This window comes from Nostoc sp. LPT, from assembly GCF_017115165.1.
Taxonomy (GTDB): domain Bacteria; phylum Cyanobacteriota; class Cyanobacteriia; order Cyanobacteriales; family Nostocaceae; genus Nostoc.
On record NZ_JABXKF010000021.1, the window covers coordinates 63387 to 87523 of the forward strand.

General features: G+C 40.8%; 23 protein-coding genes. 12 read left to right on the forward strand and 11 right to left on the reverse strand.

Annotation, left to right across the window (positions count from 1 at the left end):
* Positions 1-567: 567 nt before the first annotated feature.
* Positions 568-990, forward strand: coding sequence for a lysozyme inhibitor LprI family protein (locus HWQ58_RS04100; RefSeq protein WP_292858106.1), 423 nt, complete (start codon positions 568-570; stop codon positions 988-990).
* A 256-nt stretch (positions 991-1246) separates the two neighbouring features.
* Here the strand turns inward: HWQ58_RS04100 and HWQ58_RS04105 are convergent, their stop codons facing one another.
* Genes HWQ58_RS04105 through HWQ58_RS04115 form a run of 3 tightly spaced genes read right to left on the reverse strand, consistent with a single transcriptional unit; the run spans position 1247 to position 4272 of the window.
* Positions 1247-1954, reverse strand: a complete 708-nt coding sequence (locus tag HWQ58_RS04105; RefSeq protein WP_292858109.1) for an actin-binding WH2 domain-containing protein — start codon at positions 1952-1954, stop codon at positions 1247-1249.
* A 42-nt stretch (positions 1955-1996) separates the two neighbouring features.
* Positions 1997-2701 carry an actin-binding WH2 domain-containing protein gene (locus tag HWQ58_RS04110; protein ID WP_292858112.1) on the reverse strand — a complete coding sequence of 235 codons (705 nt, stop codon included), beginning with the start codon at positions 2699-2701 and terminating at the stop codon, positions 1997-1999.
* A gap of 29 nt (positions 2702-2730) precedes the next feature.
* On the reverse strand, positions 2731-4272 hold the full coding sequence (locus HWQ58_RS04115) for an FAD-dependent oxidoreductase (RefSeq protein ID WP_292858114.1): 1542 nt from the start codon (positions 4270-4272) through the stop codon (positions 2731-2733).
* Between the two features lie 83 nt (positions 4273-4355).
* On the opposite strand from HWQ58_RS04115, the gene HWQ58_RS04120 reads away from it, so the two are divergent.
* Positions 4356-4676, forward strand: a complete 321-nt coding sequence (locus tag HWQ58_RS04120) for a hypothetical protein (RefSeq protein WP_292858117.1) — start codon at positions 4356-4358, stop codon at positions 4674-4676.
* A gap of 184 nt (positions 4677-4860) precedes the next feature.
* Here the strand turns inward: HWQ58_RS04120 and HWQ58_RS04125 are convergent, their stop codons facing one another.
* The 5 genes from HWQ58_RS04125 to HWQ58_RS04145 form a co-directional block, all read right to left on the reverse strand.
* Positions 4861-5289, reverse strand: a complete 429-nt coding sequence (locus HWQ58_RS04125) for a hypothetical protein (protein ID WP_292858120.1) — start codon at positions 5287-5289, stop codon at positions 4861-4863.
* 137 nt (positions 5290-5426) lie between these two features.
* On the reverse strand, positions 5427-5558 hold the full coding sequence (locus HWQ58_RS04130) for a hypothetical protein (RefSeq protein ID WP_292858123.1): 132 nt from the start codon (positions 5556-5558) through the stop codon (positions 5427-5429).
* 118 nt (positions 5559-5676) lie between these two features.
* Positions 5677-6864 (reverse strand): pentapeptide repeat-containing protein, encoded by a 1188-nt coding sequence (locus HWQ58_RS04135; protein WP_292858126.1) that lies wholly within the window; start codon positions 6862-6864, stop codon positions 5677-5679.
* Positions 6788-7747, reverse strand: a complete 960-nt coding sequence (locus tag HWQ58_RS04140; protein ID WP_292858129.1) for a pentapeptide repeat-containing protein — start codon at positions 7745-7747, stop codon at positions 6788-6790. The genes HWQ58_RS04135 and HWQ58_RS04140 overlap by 77 nt, the downstream gene beginning before the upstream one ends.
* Before the next feature lie 399 nt (positions 7748-8146).
* Positions 8147-8758, reverse strand: coding sequence for a Uma2 family endonuclease (locus tag HWQ58_RS04145; RefSeq protein WP_292858132.1), 612 nt, complete (start codon positions 8756-8758; stop codon positions 8147-8149).
* Between the two features lie 217 nt (positions 8759-8975).
* Between HWQ58_RS04145 and HWQ58_RS04150 the strand changes: the two genes are divergently transcribed.
* From HWQ58_RS04150 to HWQ58_RS04185, 8 genes are all read left to right on the forward strand, one after another.
* Complete coding sequence (locus HWQ58_RS04150) at positions 8976-9218, forward strand: hypothetical protein (RefSeq protein WP_292858135.1); 243 nt, start codon at positions 8976-8978, stop codon at positions 9216-9218.
* Positions 9211-9471 (forward strand): type II toxin-antitoxin system RelE/ParE family toxin, encoded by a 261-nt coding sequence (locus HWQ58_RS04155; protein WP_292858138.1) that lies wholly within the window; start codon positions 9211-9213, stop codon positions 9469-9471. Before HWQ58_RS04150 ends, HWQ58_RS04155 begins: the two co-directional genes overlap by 8 nt.
* Before the next feature lie 72 nt (positions 9472-9543).
* Positions 9544-9729 (forward strand): hypothetical protein, encoded by a 186-nt coding sequence (locus tag HWQ58_RS04160; protein ID WP_292858141.1) that lies wholly within the window; start codon positions 9544-9546, stop codon positions 9727-9729.
* Between the two features lie 369 nt (positions 9730-10098).
* Entirely contained in the window at positions 10099-11976 is a 1878-nt protein-coding gene (locus tag HWQ58_RS04165) for an NAD(P)H-quinone oxidoreductase subunit F (protein WP_292858144.1), read from the forward strand.
* A 51-nt stretch (positions 11977-12027) separates the two neighbouring features.
* Entirely contained in the window at positions 12028-12741 is a 714-nt protein-coding gene (locus HWQ58_RS04170) for a carbonic anhydrase (RefSeq protein ID WP_292858147.1), read from the forward strand.
* Between the two features lie 218 nt (positions 12742-12959).
* Positions 12960-14456, forward strand: coding sequence for an NADH-quinone oxidoreductase subunit M (locus HWQ58_RS04175; protein ID WP_292858150.1), 1497 nt, complete (start codon positions 12960-12962; stop codon positions 14454-14456).
* A 36-nt stretch (positions 14457-14492) separates the two neighbouring features.
* Positions 14493-15083: a CDP-alcohol phosphatidyltransferase family protein gene (locus HWQ58_RS04180; RefSeq protein ID WP_292858153.1), complete on the forward strand. Its 591-nt coding sequence runs from the start codon at positions 14493-14495 to the stop codon at positions 15081-15083.
* A 1-nt stretch (position 15084) separates the two neighbouring features.
* A complete protein-coding gene (locus HWQ58_RS04185; protein ID WP_292858156.1) occupies positions 15085-16392 on the forward strand; it encodes a CO2 hydration protein in 1308 nt (435 codons plus the stop codon).
* A 346-nt stretch (positions 16393-16738) separates the two neighbouring features.
* Here the strand turns inward: HWQ58_RS04185 and HWQ58_RS04190 are convergent, their stop codons facing one another.
* The 3 genes from HWQ58_RS04190 to HWQ58_RS04200 form a co-directional block, all read right to left on the reverse strand.
* Positions 16739-18475: a diflavin flavoprotein gene (locus HWQ58_RS04190; RefSeq protein WP_292858159.1), complete on the reverse strand. Its 1737-nt coding sequence runs from the start codon at positions 18473-18475 to the stop codon at positions 16739-16741.
* Between the two features lie 181 nt (positions 18476-18656).
* Positions 18657-19169: a phosphate-starvation-inducible PsiE family protein gene (locus HWQ58_RS04195; protein ID WP_292858162.1), complete on the reverse strand. Its 513-nt coding sequence runs from the start codon at positions 19167-19169 to the stop codon at positions 18657-18659.
* A 122-nt stretch (positions 19170-19291) separates the two neighbouring features.
* Entirely contained in the window at positions 19292-21022 is a 1731-nt protein-coding gene (locus HWQ58_RS04200; RefSeq protein WP_292858165.1) for a diflavin flavoprotein, read from the reverse strand.
* Positions 21023-21242: 220 nt separating this feature from the next.
* Here HWQ58_RS04200 and HWQ58_RS04205 point away from each other — a divergent pair, with 220 nt between their 5' ends.
* Complete coding sequence (locus HWQ58_RS04205) at positions 21243-22202, forward strand: pyridoxal-phosphate dependent enzyme (RefSeq protein WP_292858168.1); 960 nt, start codon at positions 21243-21245, stop codon at positions 22200-22202.
* Positions 22203-22310: 108 nt separating this feature from the next.
* Entirely contained in the window at positions 22311-24098 is a 1788-nt protein-coding gene (locus HWQ58_RS04210) for a DUF262 domain-containing protein (protein ID WP_292858171.1), read from the forward strand.
* The last annotated feature ends 39 nt before the right edge of the window (positions 24099-24137 follow it).

Below are 24137 nucleotides of genomic sequence, written 5' to 3' on the forward strand. Positions count from 1 at the left end.
ATATCGACATTTATCGATTTTCCCAGGCAATGTTTTTTCCGATGTGCTGAAATTGTGCTTTGTTATTGCTTTTGTAAAAAACAATTTTCAACAATATAAAGAATACAGTTATTTGAACGCTCGATGCAAGAGTTTTGTCGGAATTTGACGTATAATAAAAATATTTTAGAAACAGATATCATACTTTTAACAAAAATGCATATTTTATTTGCTTAAATAAAAAAATCATCTTTTTTCCTAACCGATGCAATAAGTATATATACTAGCGATCGCTTGCCTGCTTTTGATTGCGTGCAGTTGCTGTCTTCTTCTTTTAACCAAAATTCCATTACAGAAGCGTACTGGTAGCCAGAATAGGGAAAACTTAGGGCGAACCATAACACTTACAGCAGAATTCAGAATTTAGGAGTAAAACAGTTTTTATATCTGGGTAACAGACGAATCGTTGTATACTTCACTTTCCTTGAAATCTGCTGTATTTGGGGAGCATACCACTTCCTAATCTGATTGTGAGTTCGACACTACCTAAAATATTAGATTTCTATACTTAACAATAAAGGTTTTGCTATGCGTCAATTATTACTAGTTTTGTCCAGTATACTAACTCTCAGTAGTTTAAATACCTCCGCCATGACAATAGCAGGCACAACGCCTGATTTATCTGAGATGCGCTTAGTTCAAAAGCTCAACTGCAATAATCCTCAAACTCAAGCAGCAATTAATGAATGTACGAAGTTATCTTATCAGAATGCAGATAAAAAACTGAATCAAGTTTATCAACAATTGGTATCTACCTTAGAAAGGTCTAGAAAACAGAAATTGATTGCTGCACAGCTAGCATGGATCAAATTTCGAGATACCAATTGTGAGTTTGAGAGAAGCAAATATGAGGGCGGAAGTATTGCCTCTAGCGTTTATTTTGGTTGTTTGGAAAATACTACAAAACTGCGTACCCAACAATTACAAGAATATCTCAAAGCCGATCCTTAAGCTTAAGCTGAAAGTCAGTCTAGAAGAAGCTTTTAGAGATTAGACTTCTTGCATAAATTAAAAGCCTTCACCCAAAGTCCCTCTCCCAAATGTGGGAGAGGGACTTTGAAATTTGCATTTGTGCAAGAAGTTTATTGAGTCAGCGACTCAATGAATGCATTTCCCGGCGGCAGCCTGGGAACGAGGAAAGTTGAAGATAAGTTTTTATTAACTACTAGTTGTCACTGGGAACTAGACTAATTATCTTTTTCTGAGATTAACGCAAACCTAAAATTTCGGAAATCGCCGCTACAATATCCAAATAAAAGTTCCCTTTCACTGCCCGAAACAACTCAAATTTAGAGTCAGGGGCACCAAAAAACGGTCTGAGAAACCATCCTAACTGCATACCAACAAAGGCATAAAGCAATAACCAGGATCTTAAAATAGTGGTGCGGGTTTTTTTGCCAACTTCATCTTGTTGAGAAAGTAATTGCATTCCTTCATAAAGGAATTTCACGCCAAATATGCCTGTAATGCCAAAAATAAATACATTAAGCAGTTTAAAAAATTGGTAAGAATCGGGTGTAGTAATCAGAAAAAATAGCGTAACTGGTGCCAAGCTGAATAAAAGCACACTAATTACTGATACAGATGTGAGTAATACAACGAAATGCTGTTGAATACTGCTTCTAGAACCAAACAAAACATTAAAAAAGAACAAAGTTGGGAAACAAATAATTAGTGTTAATAAATAAAATGCTGGAAGCTTAATAGCACCCGATAATGCCTGTCCCCAACTGTGGGATGCACCGATAATTGCTCCATAAAGGGCAAAGAAAATGGAACTAGATACGAACAGAGAACTGATTTTATTTTGTAATCGCACTCCCTGACGAATTTCTTCTAAAAATGACTGGCGATCGCGCAGTAAATTAACCAAAACAGCAAATTGTTGAATTCCGCGATTTTGCTTCTTCAGCATAATTTTATCTGTTGTATATTTTGTGGAATTACTAATGAATAATTAACGAACTCCCAAGAGATAGCCAATAGATTTAATGACGCTTAAATAAAAATTACCTTCTCTTTCGCGGAATAGTTCAAAGGCAGAACCAGGTGTGCCAAAAAACGGTCTGAGAGTCCATCCTAACTGACTGCCTACAAAAGCGTAAAGAAATAGCCAAAATTGTAAAATTTTCTGGCGTGTCTTGCTACCTTCATCATCTTGTTCTAAAACTAAACTCGTGGCTTGATATAAAGACGAAACACCAATAAATCCAGTTATGGCAAAGATAAAGACATTTAACAAAATTAGAAATTGGTAATTATTGGTGGTTATTAAGAAAAACAATGTGATTGGAGCAAAGCTAAATAACAGTACGCTCGTGACTGAAACCGCAGTTAAAACTAATGCTAAATGCTGGGCAAAAGTCCGCTTGGAACCAAAAATAATGTTAGCAAAGAACAACGTCGGGATACAAATCAAAAGTGTGATTAAATAAAGGGCTGGAAGTTTAATGGCAGAAGACACAGCTTGCATCCAGCTATGGTATGCACCAATGATTCCGCCATAAGCAGCGATAAATAAGGAACTACAAACTAGCAAAGAAATGATTTTATTTGGTAATCTCGTACCTTGGCGAATTTCCTCTAGAAATCCTTGGCGATCGCGCAGGAATCCAATCAGCACTGCAAAGTATTTGATTCCTGATGATTTCCGTTCAATCATGTTATCCTCACACCGATAAAATTCTAAGTTTAATCTGAGTAATCACCGCCAGAACCATACTTCCAAGCATCAATCAAACGATGCCAATAATATTGTTGTTCGTTCGGTTGATTCTTAATCCATGTTTCTAGCATTGGACTTAGCAAAAGCAAGGCAGTGTATACACCTAAATTACTGTAATGTAACATCCAATCTAACAAACTTGCCAAACCTACTTGCGGAATTATCTTGGCAACTATTCCAGGATGATATAAACCAGTTTTTAACAATGTTTGCGTTAGTGCCGAAAACTGGACTATATCTTGTAAAAATGGTTTTAGCACTGGTGTACCCAATTGTTGCATTTCTTGAAATACTGCTGAGAGTAATTGGTTAATTTGATCTGGGGCAATTTTCTGATTTACACCAACACTCATCGCCCTTTGAAACAACCAGGTAACAGTCAAACTTGGCTGATAGGGTTGCAGCAGTATTAACCCTTTTGCAGATAATTGTTCTGTTTCCAGGGCTTCGGAAATGCCATAAGTTAAACGCTTCAGGTGACGCACCATTGCCCCAAAACCACCAAAACTCAAGGGAGATTGACTACCACTGCTATCTCCGGCTGGGAGAATGCGATTCCAAGGGGTTTTTAGCGGACTTTGGCGATAGGTGGGAAAGAAACCAAATAGCGCTCGTTGAAATTTCAGCTTGCTCAATTCCACTCCCTGATATTCTGGTAAAAGACGCAGATATTCCTCAAATAGAGCTTCTAAACTCAAACGTTGGGGATGTGCATCCATGTAGGTAAATAAGTAAGTGGTTCTGCCATCTCTGGCTGGGAAGGCTTCCCAGAAGTACTGGCATTGATTTTGCAAGGATGTAAATGATAATAATAAATCGCCTGAGTTATTTTCTGGAAAACCTTGAGCGCAACTTCCTACCACCAAGCACAGGGCGTCTGGTTTTTTGCCTTGGCGTGCTTGTTGGGTGATGGGTGAAAAATGTCCCATCGCGTCGATTAATAACCGAGTTTTGAATTGGTTATTTACCATCACCCCGTCGGGATGAACCACTGCTTCGGTAAAGGGTGTGTTTTCTAACAACTTTCCCCCAGCAGCGAGAAATCGCGTTTTCAAGGTAGCTAGTAGATAAACTGGATCTACGCCAATATTCAAAACATCCTCTACCCAAACTTCTGTACCGCCAGCAAAACTAACTCGTGCTGGGTTATATTGAGTGGCGATCGCACTTGCTAATTCTTCCTTTGTTAGCAAGTTCAATTCCACAAATACATCTAATTCTTTGCGAGAAATATTCCACTCTTGTTCCCTTCCCTGCAAAATTCCCCGTTCCAGCAACGCCACCCGCAATCCCTTCACCGCCAAGGCGCAACCAATTAAAATGCCCAAAGTGCCACCGCAGATTAGTACATCGAAATCTACAACGCCTAAAGGCTGTTGACTTTCTTTAACTAAGGTTGGTACTGGTGCGGTGTTTTCGCGCACAGATGTGAGGATGCGATCGCCTTGGCGCAATCCTCCTAAAACATCGCCGGGTAATTGGGAAAGGATTTCTTCAGTTAAAGACATTTTGGAAAAATTCAACTCTACATTCTAAAACTACCTGAGAATCAAGAAAGTAGATACGATATTATTTTTGGAGAGCTACGAGCGTGGTCAACAATAATAATCAAATACTACCATTACCCCTAGAGGTTGACAAAGAAGAGTTAGAAGGCGTTATGCAGGTGTTAGCAAACGTAACTAAGCTCCCTGTTGAAGTGGTTAAGCCACATTTATATGCATTGCTTGAGCAGTTGATGAAATTAAAACAGGAGCAACCATTTTACAAAACTGCAACGGCTCTTGAGTGGATAACAGCTTTTCGGGAATGGGCACAGAGCCATAGGAGAGATACGCCCTTACTATCAGAGTATGCTTTAAGTCGGGCAGGAATATACGATGATGAGGAGTCCGAAAATTTTCAACGTTAGGGACTTTAACCGCTACGCTTCTGAAGTCACTCCTGTAAACCCAACTAGCTTTACACCACCATCTTCTGAGAGCTAATTGGGTTGTCACCTTGCACTCTTTCTTCTATTCTTTAATGTCTGGTTTCTCGGAATCCGGTGAATCAGGTAACTGATTTATTTCAAGTGTTGAGACAGATAGAGTAAGTCAGTTTACTTTTTTAAAAGTACCAGTAATTACTGAACCTGGATCAGTTTGGATAAGAAAGATTTCTTTGCCTCCATCAACAATAATACCGCTTAAAGAACCATCACCATATATCAGCACCGTACAATCTTGTTTAACACTATAGAGTCCTGATACTGCCTTGTTTGTAGATATAGTACCGTCAGTGCTCTGAGCAACTGTTCCTTGAAAACTTCCCGTTCCATTAAACTTGTAGAAACCAACTTCAGCTAAAGGCGTTGCTGCAAACGTCCCAGTGAAGTTAATTCCATAGCTACCTTTTATGGTTGCATTATTACAAGAAGGCGTAGCTTCGGCGTTTACCTTTTGAGAGATAGCGTCTGAAATGGTCAATGCTGACACAGTACCAATTATTAACGTCGTAAAAAAGCCTTGGATTTTAAAGTTCATTAGATTCATGTAATCAAGACACCTTTGCATAAATATTGACATAAGACTTATGCACTGTACAAATTAATCTTGGTATGAATTTACCACAATAGATAATTTCAATCTTTGATTAATTATTCTTTGACGCCTAAAGACTGTTAATTTTCTTTAACTAACTGTGGTGTGGGTGCGGAGTTTTCGTGCACAGATGTAAGGATGCGATCGCCTTGGCGCAATCCTCCTAAAACATCGCCTGGTAATTGGGAAAGAATTTCTTCAGTTAAAGACATTTTGGCAAAACCGGGGAAGTTATAACCAAACAGTATTTACAGGAAACCAGCAAATATATTCTCCGACTTTCCCTGAGTTAGTATTGACAGCACAGCAGGTGTTAACGGCTTAGAAAAATTATCCCAAACCGAATAATTTAGAAATCGCTGGCAATAATTTATTACCCGCTTCCACCAGAGAAGCAACAGCAGGTAAGCCTGTAAATATCCCTTTCAACATGGTGATTGCTGTTTTTGCAGTCTTCTGCTTGGTGGATTCTTGGGGATTTTTACCCGCTTCTGCCAAAGTGTTCACCTGTTCTAGCGCTTCGGCTTTCTCTTCTTCTGGCAAATATGTGGATTGTATGATTGCATCTTGCAACTGCGATAATAATTCTTTGATTCCTGGTTTATCGGCATCTGGCGCATCAGGTAACTGATTGAGGGCAATACTCACGTTACCGCTAATGGTTCCTAGATTAGCAATAGAACTAGAATTATTGCCAGCGATACCGCTAACATTACTGCTGCCTTGAATATTGATGCCGCTGATATCAGACATATTTGTATCTCCTTGATTATAAAATTTTGGCTGCTTGAGAGCAGTATCTACCATATTTTCTAAACTAATAATGCGCTTATCTTTTTCTACCAGCAATAATTGCTGACTCTGCGATAAAGCTTTGAGTTGATTATAGTCATCAAAATATTCTGCACTGAGTTGAGATTTATCGCTACCTGCGGCTGTTTTGGCTCTGAGCAAGATTTTATCATCGCCGCGCTTCTCCATTGCCACGATTTCTAACTCAGCTTCGGGATGGTTTTCAGCAAGGTTTTTGAAAGCAATCGCAACGGCGCGAGGGTCAACGCCTTGATTATGGTAGAGGTCGAGGGTGTCAAAAATTGGCTTGATAAAGTCGGCAAATTCGCCGTCTGCAAATACCTCTTGTTTATTATCAGGTTTGCGGAGGGGGTCGGGGTCTTCTTTGGTGGGTAAACGCATAAAGACATATTCACACCTCACCCCATGCAATTTAGTTGTATTTGTAATGCCCCAATCTTCAATGTAAGCTCCGGTGAGTGTTGCACCTGTAAAATCTGTGCCGTCTAGTTGCGTTTGCTTCAGCTTTGCTCTTGACAAATCGGCATCTTGCAAGTTCGCTTCACTGAGATCAGCGCCAATAAAGCTGGCATCTGCTAAATTTGCTGATTGTAAGTTGATACCCCGCAGGTTTTCACGGTAAAAATTCTTATCCTGTCCCTGTCCTGTAATCCAGCAGTTGACGTACTTGTGGGTTTTGAAGATAAGTTGAACCAGGACGAACACGGTCAAGCATTTTGGCTTGATGCCAACGGCTACAGATAAGGATTGTGTTGCGTAAATCTGTACTTTTGAGTGTGGCTTGGGTGAAATCAGCACCTGTTAAGTCAGCGCCACGAAAACTTGTACCTCCTGTTGCAGCAAAGGCGATCGCGATATTACGAACCAGGGAGTGCTTTTCGTCTCCTTTCATAGCTCGCCAGCTGATGTAAATACTAAATAATGTTCCGGTTCCGGCGAAGGCTCCGGCGAAGGCTACGGCGAAGGGTCCGGCTCCGGCTACGGCTATGGCTCCGGCTATAGCTCCAGCTACGGCTATGGCTATGGCTCCGGCGAAGGTTCCGGCTATGGCTATGGCTCCGGCGAAGGCTAAGGCTACGGCGAAGGTTCCGACTACGGCGAAGGCGAAGGCTAAGGCTCCGGCGAAGGCGAAGGCGAAGACTAAGGCGAAGGCGAAGACTAATGCGAAGGCGAAGGTTCCGACTACGGCGAAGGCGAAGGCGAAGACTAAGGCGAAGGCTACGGCTCCGAAACTAACTGTTATTCCTTGGCGAATTATGATGAACAAAAAGGCAATCAATATGATTAAAACAACCCAGCCCACAATCTGGCTCTCACCGGATGAGCTAAATATCAGCGACACTAAGAAACCATTGATAGCCCAGAGAAATCCTGACAGTCCCGAAAATAAGAACGAGACAAGAACTAAACCAATTACCCAACGTCGTTGCAGTCCTGCTTTGGCATAGCTGAAGTTTACCCCTCTCAAATTAGCGTTAGTGAAGTTTGCCCCTCGGATGTCGGCATAGCTAAAGTTTGCACCCGCAAGGTCTTGTCTACCTTTGAAGTTGCGTCCTCGGAGATTTTGACCGGAGAAGTCTAAAGCCATGTTCCACTTTACAGAAGTGAGCAAATTTTACTACACGCTCACCCCTGTACATTCAGGAATGGTTAGATATATTTGTTAGTTGAGCTTCAAAACCGCAACTTTGAGGATTAAAGGCGCAACTTCGAGGCTCAGAAGGTCAACGTCGAGCTTCAAAAGGTCAACTTCGAGGCTCAGAAGGTCATCGTTGAGCTTCAGAAGGTCAACTTCGAGGATAAAAGGTGCAACTTCGAGGATAAAAGGCGCAACTTCGAGGCTCAGAAGGTCAACGTCGAGGCTCAGAAGGTCAACGTCGAGGATAAAAGGCGCAACTTCGAGCTTCAGAAGGTCAACATCGAGGTTCTGAGGCTCATTGTTGAAGTATAACCAATACGGTTTGGTTGGGTAATAGTAATTGAGAGTTCACTTCCGTCCTACCAAGACTTGTTCGGCACTCAAATCCAACTGTGGAAAAGTAAAAGAGATGATGCGTTCTTGTCCTCGGAATGCAACAGCATCATAGAACCCTTCTACTAGGGTACATATTGTTACTATCTCTTGAATCGGGTCAACAATCCAATATTCGGGAATTTCCAGAACAGCATATTCAGAACGTTTGCTACGATAGTCTGTGGTTTGTGTAGATTCGCTGACGACTTCTACCACTAATATGGGGGGAGTTTCGTTGAGTTCGATTACAGCCTCTCGATTAGAAAGTGCTTCCCACTGCTGTATTGGTAATACTACTACATCTGGAATTCGTGAGGTGTCCCAGCGTCCCCCTCGTGGCGCTCCCGCTTCGGGTCGCCGCAGGCATCGCACTCCGACAGAAAACTTTTGTGCTGTCCAATTCTGGCCCCTGAAGGCACTTTCATCATCAAAGCTTCGTTCTAAAAACTTGGAGATGCCACCGTGCTTGCCAGTGCCAAGGCTCATGGGAATTAATTCTCCATCTACCAATTCATATTGGGTATCCGTGCCATCGTTATACTTAAGATACTCTGCAAAAGTAAATTTTTTTGTGGTTGCAGTCATAGCGATCACAATTCTCATCAATGACTCAATACAGTTATTCTACTTGCATTACAGGAAATACTGATGGAACGCTCGAAAATAATTGCCATTCTTACGGGTGCGATTTCGATCATTTTAGCGATTGCCAACTCTAAGGCAATATCTGACGACAAGCTGCCCTTAGCATATAAAGGAGGGAGTAAATCGACGGTTAAAAACATTAGGTGTAGAAATAACTATGGAATCAAAGCAAAATGACATTACTATTCTTCAAGAAGCTGAAAAGCGTTTACGGCGACTGTCTCCAGAAAGGCTGCGGGTAGTGAGTGATTTTCTGGCCGATCTAGAAGAAAGAGAAGAAAATGAGGCGACAACGGAACTTTTGAATGTCCCTGGTTTTGAGCAAGCTTTGCGTGAAGCTATGCAGGAAGCTGAGGCTGGGGAAGTGGTGCCATTTGACAGTATTCGTCGTCATGTATGAACTGGTACTGACTCGCAAAGCACAGAAGTTTTATCAAGAAGTAGATGCATCACTAGCAGAACGACTAAACCGTTGCTTTGACCAACTGCGACAGAATGCTTACGAACATCCAAACATCAAACGGCTCAAAGGTGATTTCGCAGGTCTTTTTCGCTATAGAGTTGGCGACTGGCGAGTTATTTATCAGGTAGATGAAGAACAGCAATTGATTACTATTTTACTCGTAGCTCATCGGAGCGATGTATATAGGTAAGTGTTATGGTGTGTCTCAAGTATTAATGTGGATATAGGGACACCACAATAACTTGGATTACAGGAAATACTGATGGAACGCTCGAAAATAATTGCCATTCTTACAGGTGCGATTTCGATCATTTTAGCGATCGCCTACCTCATCCTAGTCCAACTCCTGGACTACCGGGATATGAAACCCGCCCCCATCAGCCAAGTTGTCTCGCCACCTGCCATTATTATCTCTCACTGGCAGGTTGACAAAATCACCCAAATATAAATTACATTTAGTCGATTTGTAGAGACGCAATCAACCGCGTCTCTTGTCATTTATATCAATTGATAAAACTAATGATAACTATTGATTCATCCCTGAACCAATGCATAGATAAGAATAAATACTTATATTATTTGCTGGAATAGTTGATTATATAAGAAATAATTAGAGTAGTTATCTCAAATTTATTTAGATAAATTAATTCAATTTGGACAGATATAACGGTAAGCTATTTCTAAGAAAATTAAATAAAGATAAATTTGCTGTTCTGCGACGCCAAATAGCCCGTCGTGGACATCGCTAGGTTAACTGGGATCAACGTCAGTTGATTTAAAACCCATAATTTTTGATGACAATAATAGAGGTGAGTTGATGGCTCAGTTTCTACTTGAGACTGTTTGGCTAGTTCCGTGCTATGCCTTAATAGGTGGCTTGTTAGCCGTGCCTTGGTCGCCAGGGATCATTCGGAAAACCGGGCCAAGACCGGCGGGTTATGTAAACTTGGTGATGACATTTTTGGCGTTTGTACATAGTGCGATCGCCCTACAAGCAACTTGGAATCAGCCAGCCCAAGAAGTATTTATTCCTTGGTTATCTACGGCTGGTTTAGATTTGACAATTGCTTTGGAAATATCCTCAGTCAGTGTCGGTGCTTTAGTTTTGATTACCGGCTTGAATTTGCTGGCGCAGATTTATGCGATCGGCTACATGGAAATGGATTGGGGTTGGGGACGCTTCTATTCTTTGTTGGGATTATTTGAAGCGGGATTGTGTGCCCTAGCTTTATGTAATAACTTGTTCTTCAGTTATGTAATTCTGGAAGTCCTAACTTTAGGAACCTACCTGCTAGTCGGCTTATGGTTTAGTCAGCCGTTGGTAGTCTCAGGTGCAAGAGATGCTTTCTTAACAAAGCGGGTGGGAGACTTATTCTTGCTGGTGGGCGTATTGGCATTATGGCCTTTAGCTGGAACTTGGAATTATACAGAACTAGCCGAGTGGGCGACTACTGCGAACGTCAACCCGACGGCGATCACCCTGGTGGGTTTAGCTTTAATTGCTGGGCCGATGGGTAAGTGCGCCCAATTCCCCTTGCATCTATGGCTAGATGAAGCGATGGAAGGGCCTGTTCCCAGTACAATTTTGCGGAACTCGGTAGTAGTCGCTAGTGGTGCATGGGTGCTGATTAAATTGCAACCTGTGTTAAGCCTATCGCCCATAGTTTCCTCGGCGATGGTGGGAATTGGTGCGGTAACAGCCGTAGGTGCTTCTTTAATTGCGATCGCCCAAATTGACCTAAAACGCTGTCAATCCTATTCTGTCAGTGCATACATGGGTTTAGTATTCATCGCTGTGGGAGTGCAACAAGACGAAGCAGCGCTGTCGTTAGTCCTTAGCAACGCCATATCCGCAGCATTGTTGGTGATGAGTACTGGCGGAATTATCTGGAATAGCATTACCCAAGATGTCACCCAATTAGGCGGATTGTGGACACGTCGCCCGATTTCTGCGATCGCCTTTATCGTTGGAAGTTTGGGGTTAATTGGTTTTCCACCATTGGGTGGCTTTTGGGCGCTGATGGAATTAGCAGATGAGTTGTGGGAAACCCAACCTTGGTTAGTGGGAGTATTAATAGCTGTAAATGCTTTGACAGCTGTGAGTTTGACGAGAGAATTCGCTTTAATTTTTGGCGGTAAAGCTAGACAAATGGGCCAGCGATCGCCTGAAGTTCACTGGCCGATGATTCTGCCGATGGTAATCTTACTTGGCTTTAACTTACATCTTCCTTTAGTGTTGCAAAGCTTATCACTTTTACCCAATTGGGCAACTCTAAATAAAGATGTCGCACTACTTTTAGTTTGGTCGAGTATTTTCAGTTGCAGCATCACTGGCGTGATTTATTTAGGCAATATTCCTAAACCGATTCGTCTCCCTTGGAAAGGTTTACAAGACTTAATCGCATACGATTTTTACACCCCAAAACTCTATCGAATTACCATCATTTTTGGAGTTGCTAAAATTTCCCAACTTGCCGATATGATTGACCGCTTTGTGGTTGATGGCATTGTTAATTTCGTTGGTTTATTTTCGCTATTAGGTGGCGAAAGTCTTAAATACAGTACCTCTGGACAAACCCAGTTTTATGCATTCACTGTTCTTCTAGGAGTGAGTCTTTTAGGAATGTGGGTAACTTGGCCATTTTGGGGAGTACAGTTTTTAAATTTTGTTTTTCAAATCTCAACACTTGGGTAGCAGTAACTATCTGACTAAAACTTAACAGTTGAATATTGTGAGGAGAATTCCATGAACAGGCAACATCCGCAGATAAATCTTTCCAGAAGAAGTTTATTCAAGTTTGGTGCAGGTGCGATCGGTACAGGTGTATTGACAGCCGGACTTAGTTCAAACTTACTTGCAGCCGAAAAAAAACCAGTAGAAGAAGATATTACGCCCGATAAAGCACTGCAAGAGTTATTAGATGGGAATGAAAGGTTTGCCAAAAGAAAACGTCGTAATCCTGACCAAAGCTATTCACGTTTAGTCGAAGTTGCTAAAGGTCAAAAGCCTTTTGCTTCTATTCTCGGTTGTGCAGATTCACGAGTACCTTCAGAAATTGTTTTTGACCAAGGACTTGGAGATTTATTTGTCTGCCGGATAGCTGGCAATATTGCCACAACACAGCAAATTGGTAGTTTAGAATTTGGCAGTTTAGTATTAGGCACCAAAGTCATCATGGTCGTTGGGCATGAAAGATGTGGTGCAGTACAAGCGGCGATTAAAGGTGCTCCAGTACCTGGAAATATTGGAAGTTTGCTTGAAGCAATTAAACCAAGTGTAGAAAGTTCAAAAGATAAATCAGGAGATATGGTAGAAACTGTTTGTAAAGCAAATATTTTGGCGCAAATTAAAAGATTGCAATCATCGTCAGTTTTATCGGAGTTAATCAAAGCAGAAAAGCTGAAAATAGTTGGTGGTTATTATGATTTAGATACTGGAGAAATTAGTCTAGTAAGTTAGCTTTTTTGTCATTAGTCATTAGTCATTGGCTAAAGAGTAAGTCATAAAGGACAAAAGACAAAGGACGAAGACGTAGGTTGGGTTGAGGAACGTAGCAAGATCCCCCAGGGTAACCCAATATTATCTAGACTTTGTTGGGTTACGCTATCGCTCAACCCAACCTACTATTCTCTTAACCCAAGCGTATTGAGTCATAAAGGACAAAGGACAAAATTCCCATGTTAAGTGTTTTGATTTGGCTTCCAATCTTTACTGCTATTTTTATAGCAGTTTTACCTATAAATATTCCTAAATATCGCATTCGTTTAATAGCATTAATTTTTTCAGGGATAGTTATTTTCTGGAACATTTTTATCCTGCTAAAATTTGATATCAGTAATCCTGGAATGCAATTTCAAGAGTATTTGCCTTGGAATGAAACCCTTGGTTTGAGCTATCAACTAGGTGTTGACGGACTTTCTATCTTGATGTTGGTGTTAAATAGCCTGCTCACCTGGATTGCTATTTACAGCAGTAGTCAAGAAACTGAACGCCCCCGGCTGTTCTACTCAATGATTTTATTAGTGAGTGGAGGAGTTGCAGGTGCTTTTTTAGCAGAGAATTTGCTGCTATTCTTCCTATTCTACGAACTAGAATTAATCCCCTTCTACTTACTAATTTCCATTTGGGGAGGAGCAAAACGGGGTTATGCTGGGATTAAATTCCTGATTTATACTGCTGTTTCGGGAGCATTAATTCTGGCGACATTCTTGGGTATGGTGTGGCTGAGTGGTTCTACTAATTTTGCTTTTGATGCAGTCTTTACAGAAAATCTATCAACAGCAAAGCAAATCCTTTTACTAGCAGGAATAGTGTTAGGGTTTGGGATTAAAATTCCTTTAGTTCCCTTCCATACTTGGCTACCCGATGCTTATGTTGAGGCTTCAGCACCAATTGCGATTCTTCTCGGTGGTGTGTTAGCAAAGCTAGGAACTTATGGACTGCTACGATTTGGGTTGGGTATGTTTCCCCATGCTTGGAGTATTATTGCGCCGACTTTAGCAATTTGGGCAGCAGTCAGCGCTATCTATGGGGCGGTAATTGCGATCGCTCAAAAAGACATCAAGCGCATGGTAGCATACAGTTCCGTTGGTCACATGGGCTATATCTTGCTAGCTGGTGCCGCCAGTACTCCCTTAGCACTCGTTGGTGCAGTCGCCCAAATGTTCAGCCACGGTATCATCCTAGCCATTCTTTTCCACTTGGTGGGAGTTGTAGAAGCCAAAGTCGGTACACGTGAGTTAGATAAACTCAATGGTTTAATGAGTCCCATACGCGGTTTACCCTTAATTAGTGCGTTACTAGTTTTAAGTGGTATGGCTAGTGCTGGTATTCCCGGTTTAACAGGATTCATCGCCGAATTTATCGTCTTTCAAGGTAGTTTCTCTGTCTTTCCCATCCCGACAATTTTGTGTGTAGTTGCTAGTGGATTAACCGCAGTTTATTTTGTCATCCTCCTCAACCGCACTTGTTTTGGCAGACTCGATAATTTCGCCTACTATCCCAAAGTCCTGTGGTCTGAGAAAATCCCAGCTTTAATTTTGGCAGCTTTTATCATCTTTTTGGGAGTACAACCCACTTGGTTAGTGCGTTGGAGTGAATCCACAACTACAACAATGGTCGCTGCAATTCCCTCCTTGGAAAAAACCGTAATCTCTGAAGTAGCACTGAAGTAATAAATAAGAGAGTTACGCATCGATAAAGGAGGAAGGATGAATCTCACATTAATCCCCAGTGGTCTTGTTCTATTTCGCTTTTTGATATCTCCATTCCTCCTGTTAGATGCCTTGGATGGCAAAACCAGTGTTTGGTTCATCGTTGGTTTTGTCGCAGCCTTCCTCTCAGATATTTTTGATGGCATAATTGCGCGAAAACTAGGTGTCAGCAGTGCCCAATTGCGCCAAGCTGACAGTTGGGCTGATGTCTGCCTTTTTAGCTGTATTTTCGTGAGTGCGTGGATAGTTCATCAAGATATTCTCGTTACTTATAGCGTACCTTTGCTAATGATTGTTTTTGCTCAATTGCTGTGGTGGGTGGTGAATTTAGTGAAATATGGTAAACCCGCTAGCTATCACACCTACTCTGCAAAATTTTGGGGAATCACCCTTTTTATTGCCATTATTGCCCTGTTTGGCTTTGATTACGCCGGAGTTACCTTATGGCTGACTTGTATTGCTGGCACAATTCACAGCTTTGAAGAAATTGGCATGACGCTAATACTGCCAGTTTGGACACATGATGTTTTAAGCATTTTTCATGCCCTGAATATTCGTCAAGAATTACTAACACCAACTACTAAATAACATGACAGCAATTAAAACTGCGATTAAGTTACCTCCTTCCAAACATGAATTTTCTGAAGTAATTCATCGCTTAGAAGCAGGCGGTGCAATGTTACCCGATACGCCAGAAAATTTGATGCAAATCATCGGTTTATACAAAGCTTATGCTGTGCCGATGGATTTTTATTGGCGCGACCTACTTTATATTGCCGAACGCGAATTTTTAAACCCGCTTCCCTTCTTTAAATACTTCTTACCTAAAGAGTATTTAGAACTGCATAATCATTATGCTGGCGATGATGCCGATTTGCGAATTTGGCGCGGTGAAGCTACTGCACATCCAGAACTTTTGGCATTTATTGAGAAGGGCGAAACTTTCAAAATGCCGAAGTTGTTGCATCATTTGTTCCACGATCGCATTAATATGGAATTTGCTGAAGCTTGTATGCGGGCGATGTTGTGGCATAGAGGCATGGGTGGACAATTTGACCCTTACCTAGATTCTGAAGAATACAAAGCCAACGCTGACAAGGCAATTAAAGCTTACTTCCAAGGCAATCCCGTAATGCTGGGACTGTACAAGCTGTTCCCCGATATGTTTTTGGAACAGTGCCGCCAGATGTCATACTACGCTAATCTGGGCTTATTCTGGGAAATCATGGCCCCAGTGTTCTTTGAAATGTCCGATCGCTACGACGAAGGTACCATTACCAACGTCCCAGAGGCGATGAGTTTCTTAGTTAATGGTATATTTGCGATCGCAGGTCGTCCCATTTACCATCACGTTTATATTCGTGGTGAATGCTACGAAATTATCCCCAAATCTAAGGGTTTTATGTGGCTATACGAAGCTGCATTACCCTATGTAGAAGCAGTTTTCTACCGCACTGCACCCTTTAGAGGGACAAAATCTTATAATGCTCAAGCGCGTCAAGTACCGGAAGACCAAAAAGACTTTCACTATGGTATTCTTTACGCTGATGTATTTCCAGTAGGTACTGCTGGCATTCCCCCGACATTGTTAATGCAAGATATGCTGCATTTTTTACCACCCTATCTTGTTGAGTACTACAGCCAACATTGCCGGGGTGAAGAAGATATGTTGATTCAGTTAGGAGTTAGTTTTCAACGCTCAATGTACTGTGTTACTTCTGCGGTAATTCAAGCCTTGCGAACTGCACTTTTATATCCTTTAGATGACCAAAATCCCAAGCATTTACAAGCCAACCGAGATTTCTTTGAAATGCAGCTAAATCGCTTTACCCGTTCTGACTACAATATTCGTGATGCTGCTCGTTTAGGGAGCATTCAAAGTCAAGATTATCGATAATATCATGTCCGCTTGATTACTTACTAAACCCGGAGAACCCCACCCCACATTTGAGTAAAGCAAATGCGGGGTGGGGTTCTTTCTTTTTGATTTATGCAAGAGGTCTAATATTCAGTAGTGCTGAGTACTGAGTGCTGAGTGCCCAGTAGTACCCCATAGTTAAAACTAGGGGATGTGAAACAAGGACATATTTTTTCACAGCATGTCGTGTCTGGAAAAAAATATTTTTATTTTTTTCATAAATAAATTTAGGGGCTTCAGACCCTATATGCTGAGTGCAATTAATTTTACTTTTTACTCAGCACTTATTACTTAGCACTCAGCACTGTTATGGTGAACAGTCAGATTAATAATAGCTGCCAGATTTCCGATGTTCCAAAGCCGTGACACCATCATTTTCCAACACTTCACCGCGATCGATGACGGCATAAATTAACCATCGATCGCCACATTCGAGCTGATTTTGCACTGTACATTCTAAATAGGCTAATGCCTCATTCAGAATCAAACAACCATTCAGAGCAGTTTTTGTGTCAAGATTTGCAAAGGGATTATCCCCTAAAGTGCTGTGACGAGAAAAATAGCGCCGCACATTTCTTCCTTCTTTAAGGATATTCAGCACAAATTTATCGCCAGGATGATGCATTAAATCTGCATTTTGCTCGTTAGCGATCGCAATCATAATTCCTGGCGGGTTAAAAGTTGCCTGCGATACCCAAGAAGTTAAAACCCCTTTGTGAGTTTCTTGATCACGAGTTGTCACAACACACAGAGAACCAATGATTCGCCCCACCGCTTGTTCGGTACGATCGACATGGGTTTCTGTGACAATCTGGCGGTAAGTCCGCAGTTTCTTGGTTTTCTTCAAGTTTTGGGCAAAGGAAGCACCGGCTTGTTGACATTGCTGGAGAATCTCAGGAGTCGGACTGAAACGCACCCGAATGGTTTCAAATCCTAGTTGATAATTAGCATCTTTGAGCTTGCTTTCGATTAAATCAATTGCCTCGCCACTCCAACCATAAGAACCAAACACCCCTGCTAACTTAGTTTTAGCTGCCACCGAGAGAACTATTCCTAAAGCAGTTTGAATTTGAGTCGGTGCATGGCCGCCTAATGTCGGTGAGCCAATAATCAAGCCATCGCAGGTTTCTACAATGCGGTTAATCTCCGCAGAATCAGCTAGTTCGCAGTTGATTGATTCTACATTAACTCCATTTTGAATCAAACCTTGAGCGATCGCGTTCGCCATAATTGCTGTATTTCCATAAGCAGAAGCATAGAGCAAAGCGACACTCAACTCTTGAGATTTTTGTCCTTGACACCATTGACGGTAATCATAGGTAAAACGACTGAGGCTGTAACGGACAATCGGGCCGTGTGCTGGGGCGTAACATCTAGCTCCCAAAGCTGACAATTTATCTAAGGCTACTTCAACTTGTTTGGCTTGGGGCGCATGGAGACATTCAAAATAGTAACGACGTTCCGCATCTAATCCCTTCCAATCTTCATCAAACAAAGTATCTTCGCAAATATGAGCGCCAAAAAGTTTGTCTGTGTAGAGAATTTTTGTAGCAAAATCGTAAGTACAAAGTCCATCGACCCACCGAGGAGTTGGTACGGTGATAAATGATAGAAGATGTCCTTGTCCTAAATCTAGAGTATCCTGCGATCGCATCGCTTGGATAGGTGATTCAAATTCGGGAAAGGCAGTTTTTAGAGCATTGGCGGCGGGGCGAGAACAAATGAGAGTGGCTTGAGGAACCAGAGAAAGCAATACTTGCAAGGTTGCTCTGCGGTTCGGGTTGACATGACTGAGAACAATGTAATCTAAGGTGGTGAAATCTAAATGTTGTGCAAGTTGCTGAAGGTAAATTTCGGTAAAAGATTCGCCAGGAGGGTCAATTAAAGCCTTTTTATCAGCTTGAATCAGATAAGAATTCGCTGTAGTTCCCCGTTGGCGGGAATACTCCACCTCAAATTTTAGTCTGTCCCAAGTCCGCGATCGTAGAATCAGAGTATTTTTACCAATTTCAGCAACTTGTACATCTTTGCTATGGTTGGACGTTAATGTGGCAGTAGACATAATAACCTCTGTTAATTTGGGCATTGGGCAAAACAGTTCCGAGTTTCGAGTTCCGTTAGCGGAAGCGGGGCGTTTAGCCCGTGCTGAGTAAACAAGTGAAATTCCCTACTCAGCACTCCTCAAGGGCATTGGGCATGGGTTATTCTTTTTCTCTTCTCTCCCTATTCCCTGCTCCCTATTCTTAATGACCATTGGTTTGTGTTAATTCAGACTTGGCTCGGTTTTTATAGCGTTTAGATGCTTCTTGTTCCGGGTCTATACCTTCAAAGGTCGGGGGTAGCCAAACTCTGAGAAACAGTAGTATTCCCAGCACTAATAAAAAGGCACAAGTTGCTAAAACTTGACTCCAACTTGTTTCTAGAACACCCTTAACAATTACTTCTCGCAAAGCAGAAACAATGGAAACTTCAACAGCTACCCCAATAGATACTCGATGTTCCTGTAGGTAAATGATCAGCAGTCGGAATAACTCAACTAAGATAAGTAAAAAGAGAATATCGGCAGTAACAGCATGAAAATCTAGAGGCGGAAGTAAGGAGAGAAACATATCTCTTACCTGAAGCACCATGAAGCTAAATAAACCGATACACAAAGAAATTACAATTATATCTTGGATAAATTCTAAGGTTCGCACAACGCGCCCTCGATTGATTTCGTACATGGTAATCGGGGTATTTTCAACAGATTTATACATAGTTTTTTGAAAGACGCGATTCATCGCGTCTGTACAAGAGTGGGTAGAGACGCGATGAATCGCGTCTGTAAAAAGCAAGGTAAATAAAGGAGAATAACAAATGACAAATGACAAATGACAAATTAGTAATGATTGCCAATTTTGCGGTGATGGGCGGCAGTAAGTGCATCTAGCTTGGCGACTCTTCCAGTTTGGACTGTGCTATAAATTACCCAATGATCTCCACAATCCATACGGCTAGTAATTTCACATTCCATGTAAGCTAGAGCTTCAGCTAAAACGGGCGATTCATTTTTAGCTGGATATGTTTTCACTCCAGCAAATCTATCTGCACCAGGAGCAAAACGCTTAATAAAGTGTTTCATTAATCCTTGATATTTGCCTTCTTCTAAAACATTTAAAACAAAGCGATCGCCAACGTGCATCAAGGATTCAATTGCCCGATCTTTGGATACTGCGATCGCTACTCCCAAAGGCTCAAGACTCGCTTGTGTCACCCAAGAAGCCAACATCGCACTCTGAATTTCTCCTTTTTTGGCGGTGATGATGTATAATCCTGTGCTAATCCGCCCTAAAGCTTTTTCTAGCTCAGTATTGATAGATTTAATTTGTTTTATGGTGCGATCGCGGGTCAGCCATTGACCCATATCTATCCCCGCTTCATCACAAAGTTGTTCCGTTGCTTGAGTAGGAACTTCCTTAACTAAAATAGGAGGAAAGGCTTCAGTTAATCCCAGTTCTTGAAACTTATTACGTAAAGGATAAACAGGTTCATCTTCTCCCCCTCCCGATTCTAATAAACCAATTGCCTGCTTCTTGTGAATAGCAGCTAAAATTGTACTTAAAGCAGCTTGAATCATCACCGAAGATTGGGGTGGCATTGCAATTACTAAACCAGAAGCTTGTGCAACTAATTCTCGAACCTCTTGAGGCTCGGCACTATTGAGGTCTACTAATTCTACTGCCACGCCTGTTTTCGCGCATCCATGCGCTATGGTACGGACTAAATGCTCGCTATGCCCGTAATCTTCAACATAAAATAGAGCCACTAATGTCTCTGTTTTTGCTTGTTCTGAACTCCAGTTTTGATAGCGTCCGAGCCATTCCGAGATATAGTGTTGTAATAAAGGCCCATGTCCCGTAGCAACTGTTCCTATTTCTAACTTTTCAATCCGCTTTAAAGCTGCTAAGACAGATCGGGCATTGGGGCCCATGAGACAATCATAGTAATAGTGAAAATCTTCTTCTATTGAAGTAATATTTTCATCATAAGTGTGGTCATCACAGTAGTGCATCCCAAACACATCGCAAGTGTAGAGAGTGCAAGTTTTGTGGTCATAAGTCAAGATTGTGTCAGGCCAGTGTAAGTTAGGTGCAGAGATAAATTCTAATTCGTGTCCGTTGCCTAAATCTAATCGCTGTCCACTTTTCACCTGCATTGATTTAAAAGGCTGGTGAACCATATTTTCTAAAAATTGAATAGCTACCTTTGCACCAACAACAGTAATGGAGGGAGCTAATTCCAAAATATTTTTTACTAATCCACTGTGGTCTGGTTCCGTGTGGCTGATAATTAAGTAATCTATTTTAGCCGGATCAATTAATCCCGCCACTACGTCAAGATATAATTCCTCAAACTTGCGGTGAGATGTGTCAACTAAAGCTACTTTTTCTCCTTGAATTAAAAAAGAATTATAAGTTGTACCATTCCGTAAACCAAACTCGATATCAAAACGTTCTCTATCCCAGTCGAGACAACGTATAGCAATCGTTTGAGGAGCAATTTCAACAGTTTCAATTGTCAAACGTCCAGGATTGGAAATAACTTGAGTAAGCTGTGTGAGTGCAACCATTTCTTTTCTCCAAAAAGAATATTATCTGGAGCGAGTGTTATGTTTCTTATATTTACTTAAAATAGTCAATTAGTAAAATGTCAATTTCTAAAGCTAACCATCAGAAAGTTTTATTCGTCATTTAGCTTGATTTATCATTGAATTACTCAATGTTTATCATTATTTTTATCTTCAATAATGGATGTGAGAAAATGTAAATACTAAGTTAGAATGTTTACGCATGTCGTTAACCTTTCTTCGTCCTCCTATACAACAAATCAACAGCGAAATCTCCTGTCACGCAGGTGTCAATCTGTATGTGCTGCGCCTCGATCTCATGCACCCGTGGGTTAACGGCAACAAGTGGTTTAAGCTGAAATACAATCTTTTGGAGGCCAAAGAGAAAAATTTTACAACGCTGCTAACCTTTGGCGGCGCTTATTCTAATCACATCTATGCAACTGCGGCGGCTGGTAATCTTTTTGGTTTTCGCACCATCGGGGTAATTCGTGGGGAGGAGAGGCTACCATTAAACCCAACGCTGAGTTTTGCTGTACAACAGGGTATGCAGCTTGTGTATCTGAACCGCGAGATGTATCGACAGCGCAATACACCAGCACTACAGGAATATCTGCGACAACGTTTCGGCGAAGTGTTTATCATTCCCGAAGGTGGGAGTAATTTAAATGGTGTGCGCGGCTGTACAGAGATAATTGGTAATGCGATGCCTACGGCTGGCTACGCCTACGCATTCGATCGTATCTGCGTAGCCTGCGGTACAGCTACCACACTAGCAGGTATTGTGCTTTCGTTGCATGAAGGACAAAGAGTGATCGCTTTTCCCGTATTGAAAAATGGCGCATTTCTTGCACAAGAAATTGAAACTTTGTTGACAAATTACCTCGCCTCTGGTTTACCCGCACCATATAGCTCTCCCGCTTCCTGGGAATTGGTATGTGATTACCACTTTGGCGGCTATGCAAAGGTGAAGAACGAGTTGCTACTGTTCAGCCAGCAGTTCACACAGGAACATGGCGTACCCCTTGATTACGTATATACCGCTAAAATGTTTTACGGAGTGATGGATTTACTAAAACAGGGATTTTTTTGTAGAGGCGACTCCTTGTTGCTGGTACATACAGGCGGCTTACAAGGCAACGTTGGTATGGAGAAAAGTTTGCAGAGATTTTCTAAAATTTGAGTTGCCACTTAATTAAATATCAGTTAGCTTTGTATGGAATTTTACTGAAATCAGTTAAATTCAGACGCCAATCTTGATATTTACTCAAAGTTAGGTAAGGTTAATTCTATGTTTACATCTACTGAACGTATTAAACCGGATGCTCAGAGTATTCCTCTCTATTTGGAAAGTCTTCTCTCACACAAGTATCAAATTCCAACTTTTCAAAGAGATGTTGTTTGGGAGAAAGAGAATGTTAAAAAACTTTGGGATAGTATTTATAAATTTTACCCTTTAGGAAGTATTCTAATTTGGAAAACTAATACCAAGTTAGAAAGTCATAGGGAAATAGGTGGTATAAAATTTGCTGATAATTTTTACTCTAATGAGTATCAGTACATTTTAGATGGACAACAAAGAACAACTTCTCTCTTAACATCAATCTATGGGGGTAAGATTGCTAATAACGAAAATTTTGATCCAACACTATATATAGATTTGACTATTGAACTTACTGATGCGACTGATGACACAAGCTATGCAAAAAGGTTTTTGTTTTGGGACGAAATAGATGATAGAGATGGTCAACTAAAAGCAAATATTGGAAAAAAACAACGTTATCAAGATAAACTAATTGTCAGCTTAATAGATATAATTAAAAACCGTGGGGAAATAGAAAGAAATATTTATGTAAGAGTTAATGGAGAATTCGATCATCCTTATATGCAACAATTTAGGAGAATTAGGGAAGTTTTGGCTAATTACAAAATTTCCTTTATTGAGTTAAGAGGTATTGAAGTTGCAGAAGTTTGTCAAATATTTGAGCGGATTAATCAAGCTGGCAAACCCTTGGATATCTTTGATATTGTAGTTGCTAAGACTTTTCGTTCCGAAAATAAGACAAATAATATCTCTGGGTTCTATCTTCGGGAATTATTTGATAAATTTAAAAAAACTATTTATAGTACTAGTAGTCAATATGCCAGTATTGATAATTGGACATTGCTCCAAATGCTAGCTGTAGTAGTAAAATCTGAATTTCCCGAAGCTGGGATACAAAATATTACTGATATGTATCTTAATAAGCTAAAAACAGACCATATTGAAGCTGTATGGTCTGATTTTAAAATAGCTGTTGCTAAAACTTTTGATTTCTTTGATAATATTTTGCATATAAAGGGTGGAAGATTAATTCCTTACCGATATTTCTACCTGACTATAACCGCATATTTTTATCGTAATCATAAACCAGATTATAGTTTTTTAGATAAGTATTTTTGGTATTATAGTTTTCATAATGCAGACTTACTAACAAACACTACTCACCTCTGGGAACATATATACTTTGTTAATCAACAAAAGGCTAATAGTATTTACTCATTCAATCAATTTGATATTGATAACAATTCTTTAAGAAAATCTTTCTACAGTTATAGAGGTCGGTTATCCAGAGCAATACTATCACTTTATGCAAACCACAAGCCGCAAGATTGGGCAAAACCTCATAGAGATATTTTGTCTGATGTTTATTATCTGCTAACAGATAAGCCTAACTTGCACCACATATTTCCAGTTAACTTTATTAAGCAGAGCGGTATTGCTAGCCAAATAGAATCTGACAGCTTGATGAATATTGCCTATCTGTCTCAAATAACTAATTTGAAAATTAGCGATAAAAATCCATTACATTATCTCAAAGAGTATGACGATCCTGGTTTAGAGGCAGTGCTACGCTCTCATCTTATACCTACGATTATTCTTGAATGGTCAAGAGACAATGCACTTCCAGAAAATGCCCTAACCATTTTTATTGAAGAAAGGGTAAACCTCTTAGTAGAGGCTTTAAAGCTGAAGTTAGACGGGATTGAATTTAATGTTTTTGATATGGGTAATCGCATAGAGAATATCCATTTATAGAAAAGCGATTGTCCACAAAAGAGACATTGCTGGTTTTCA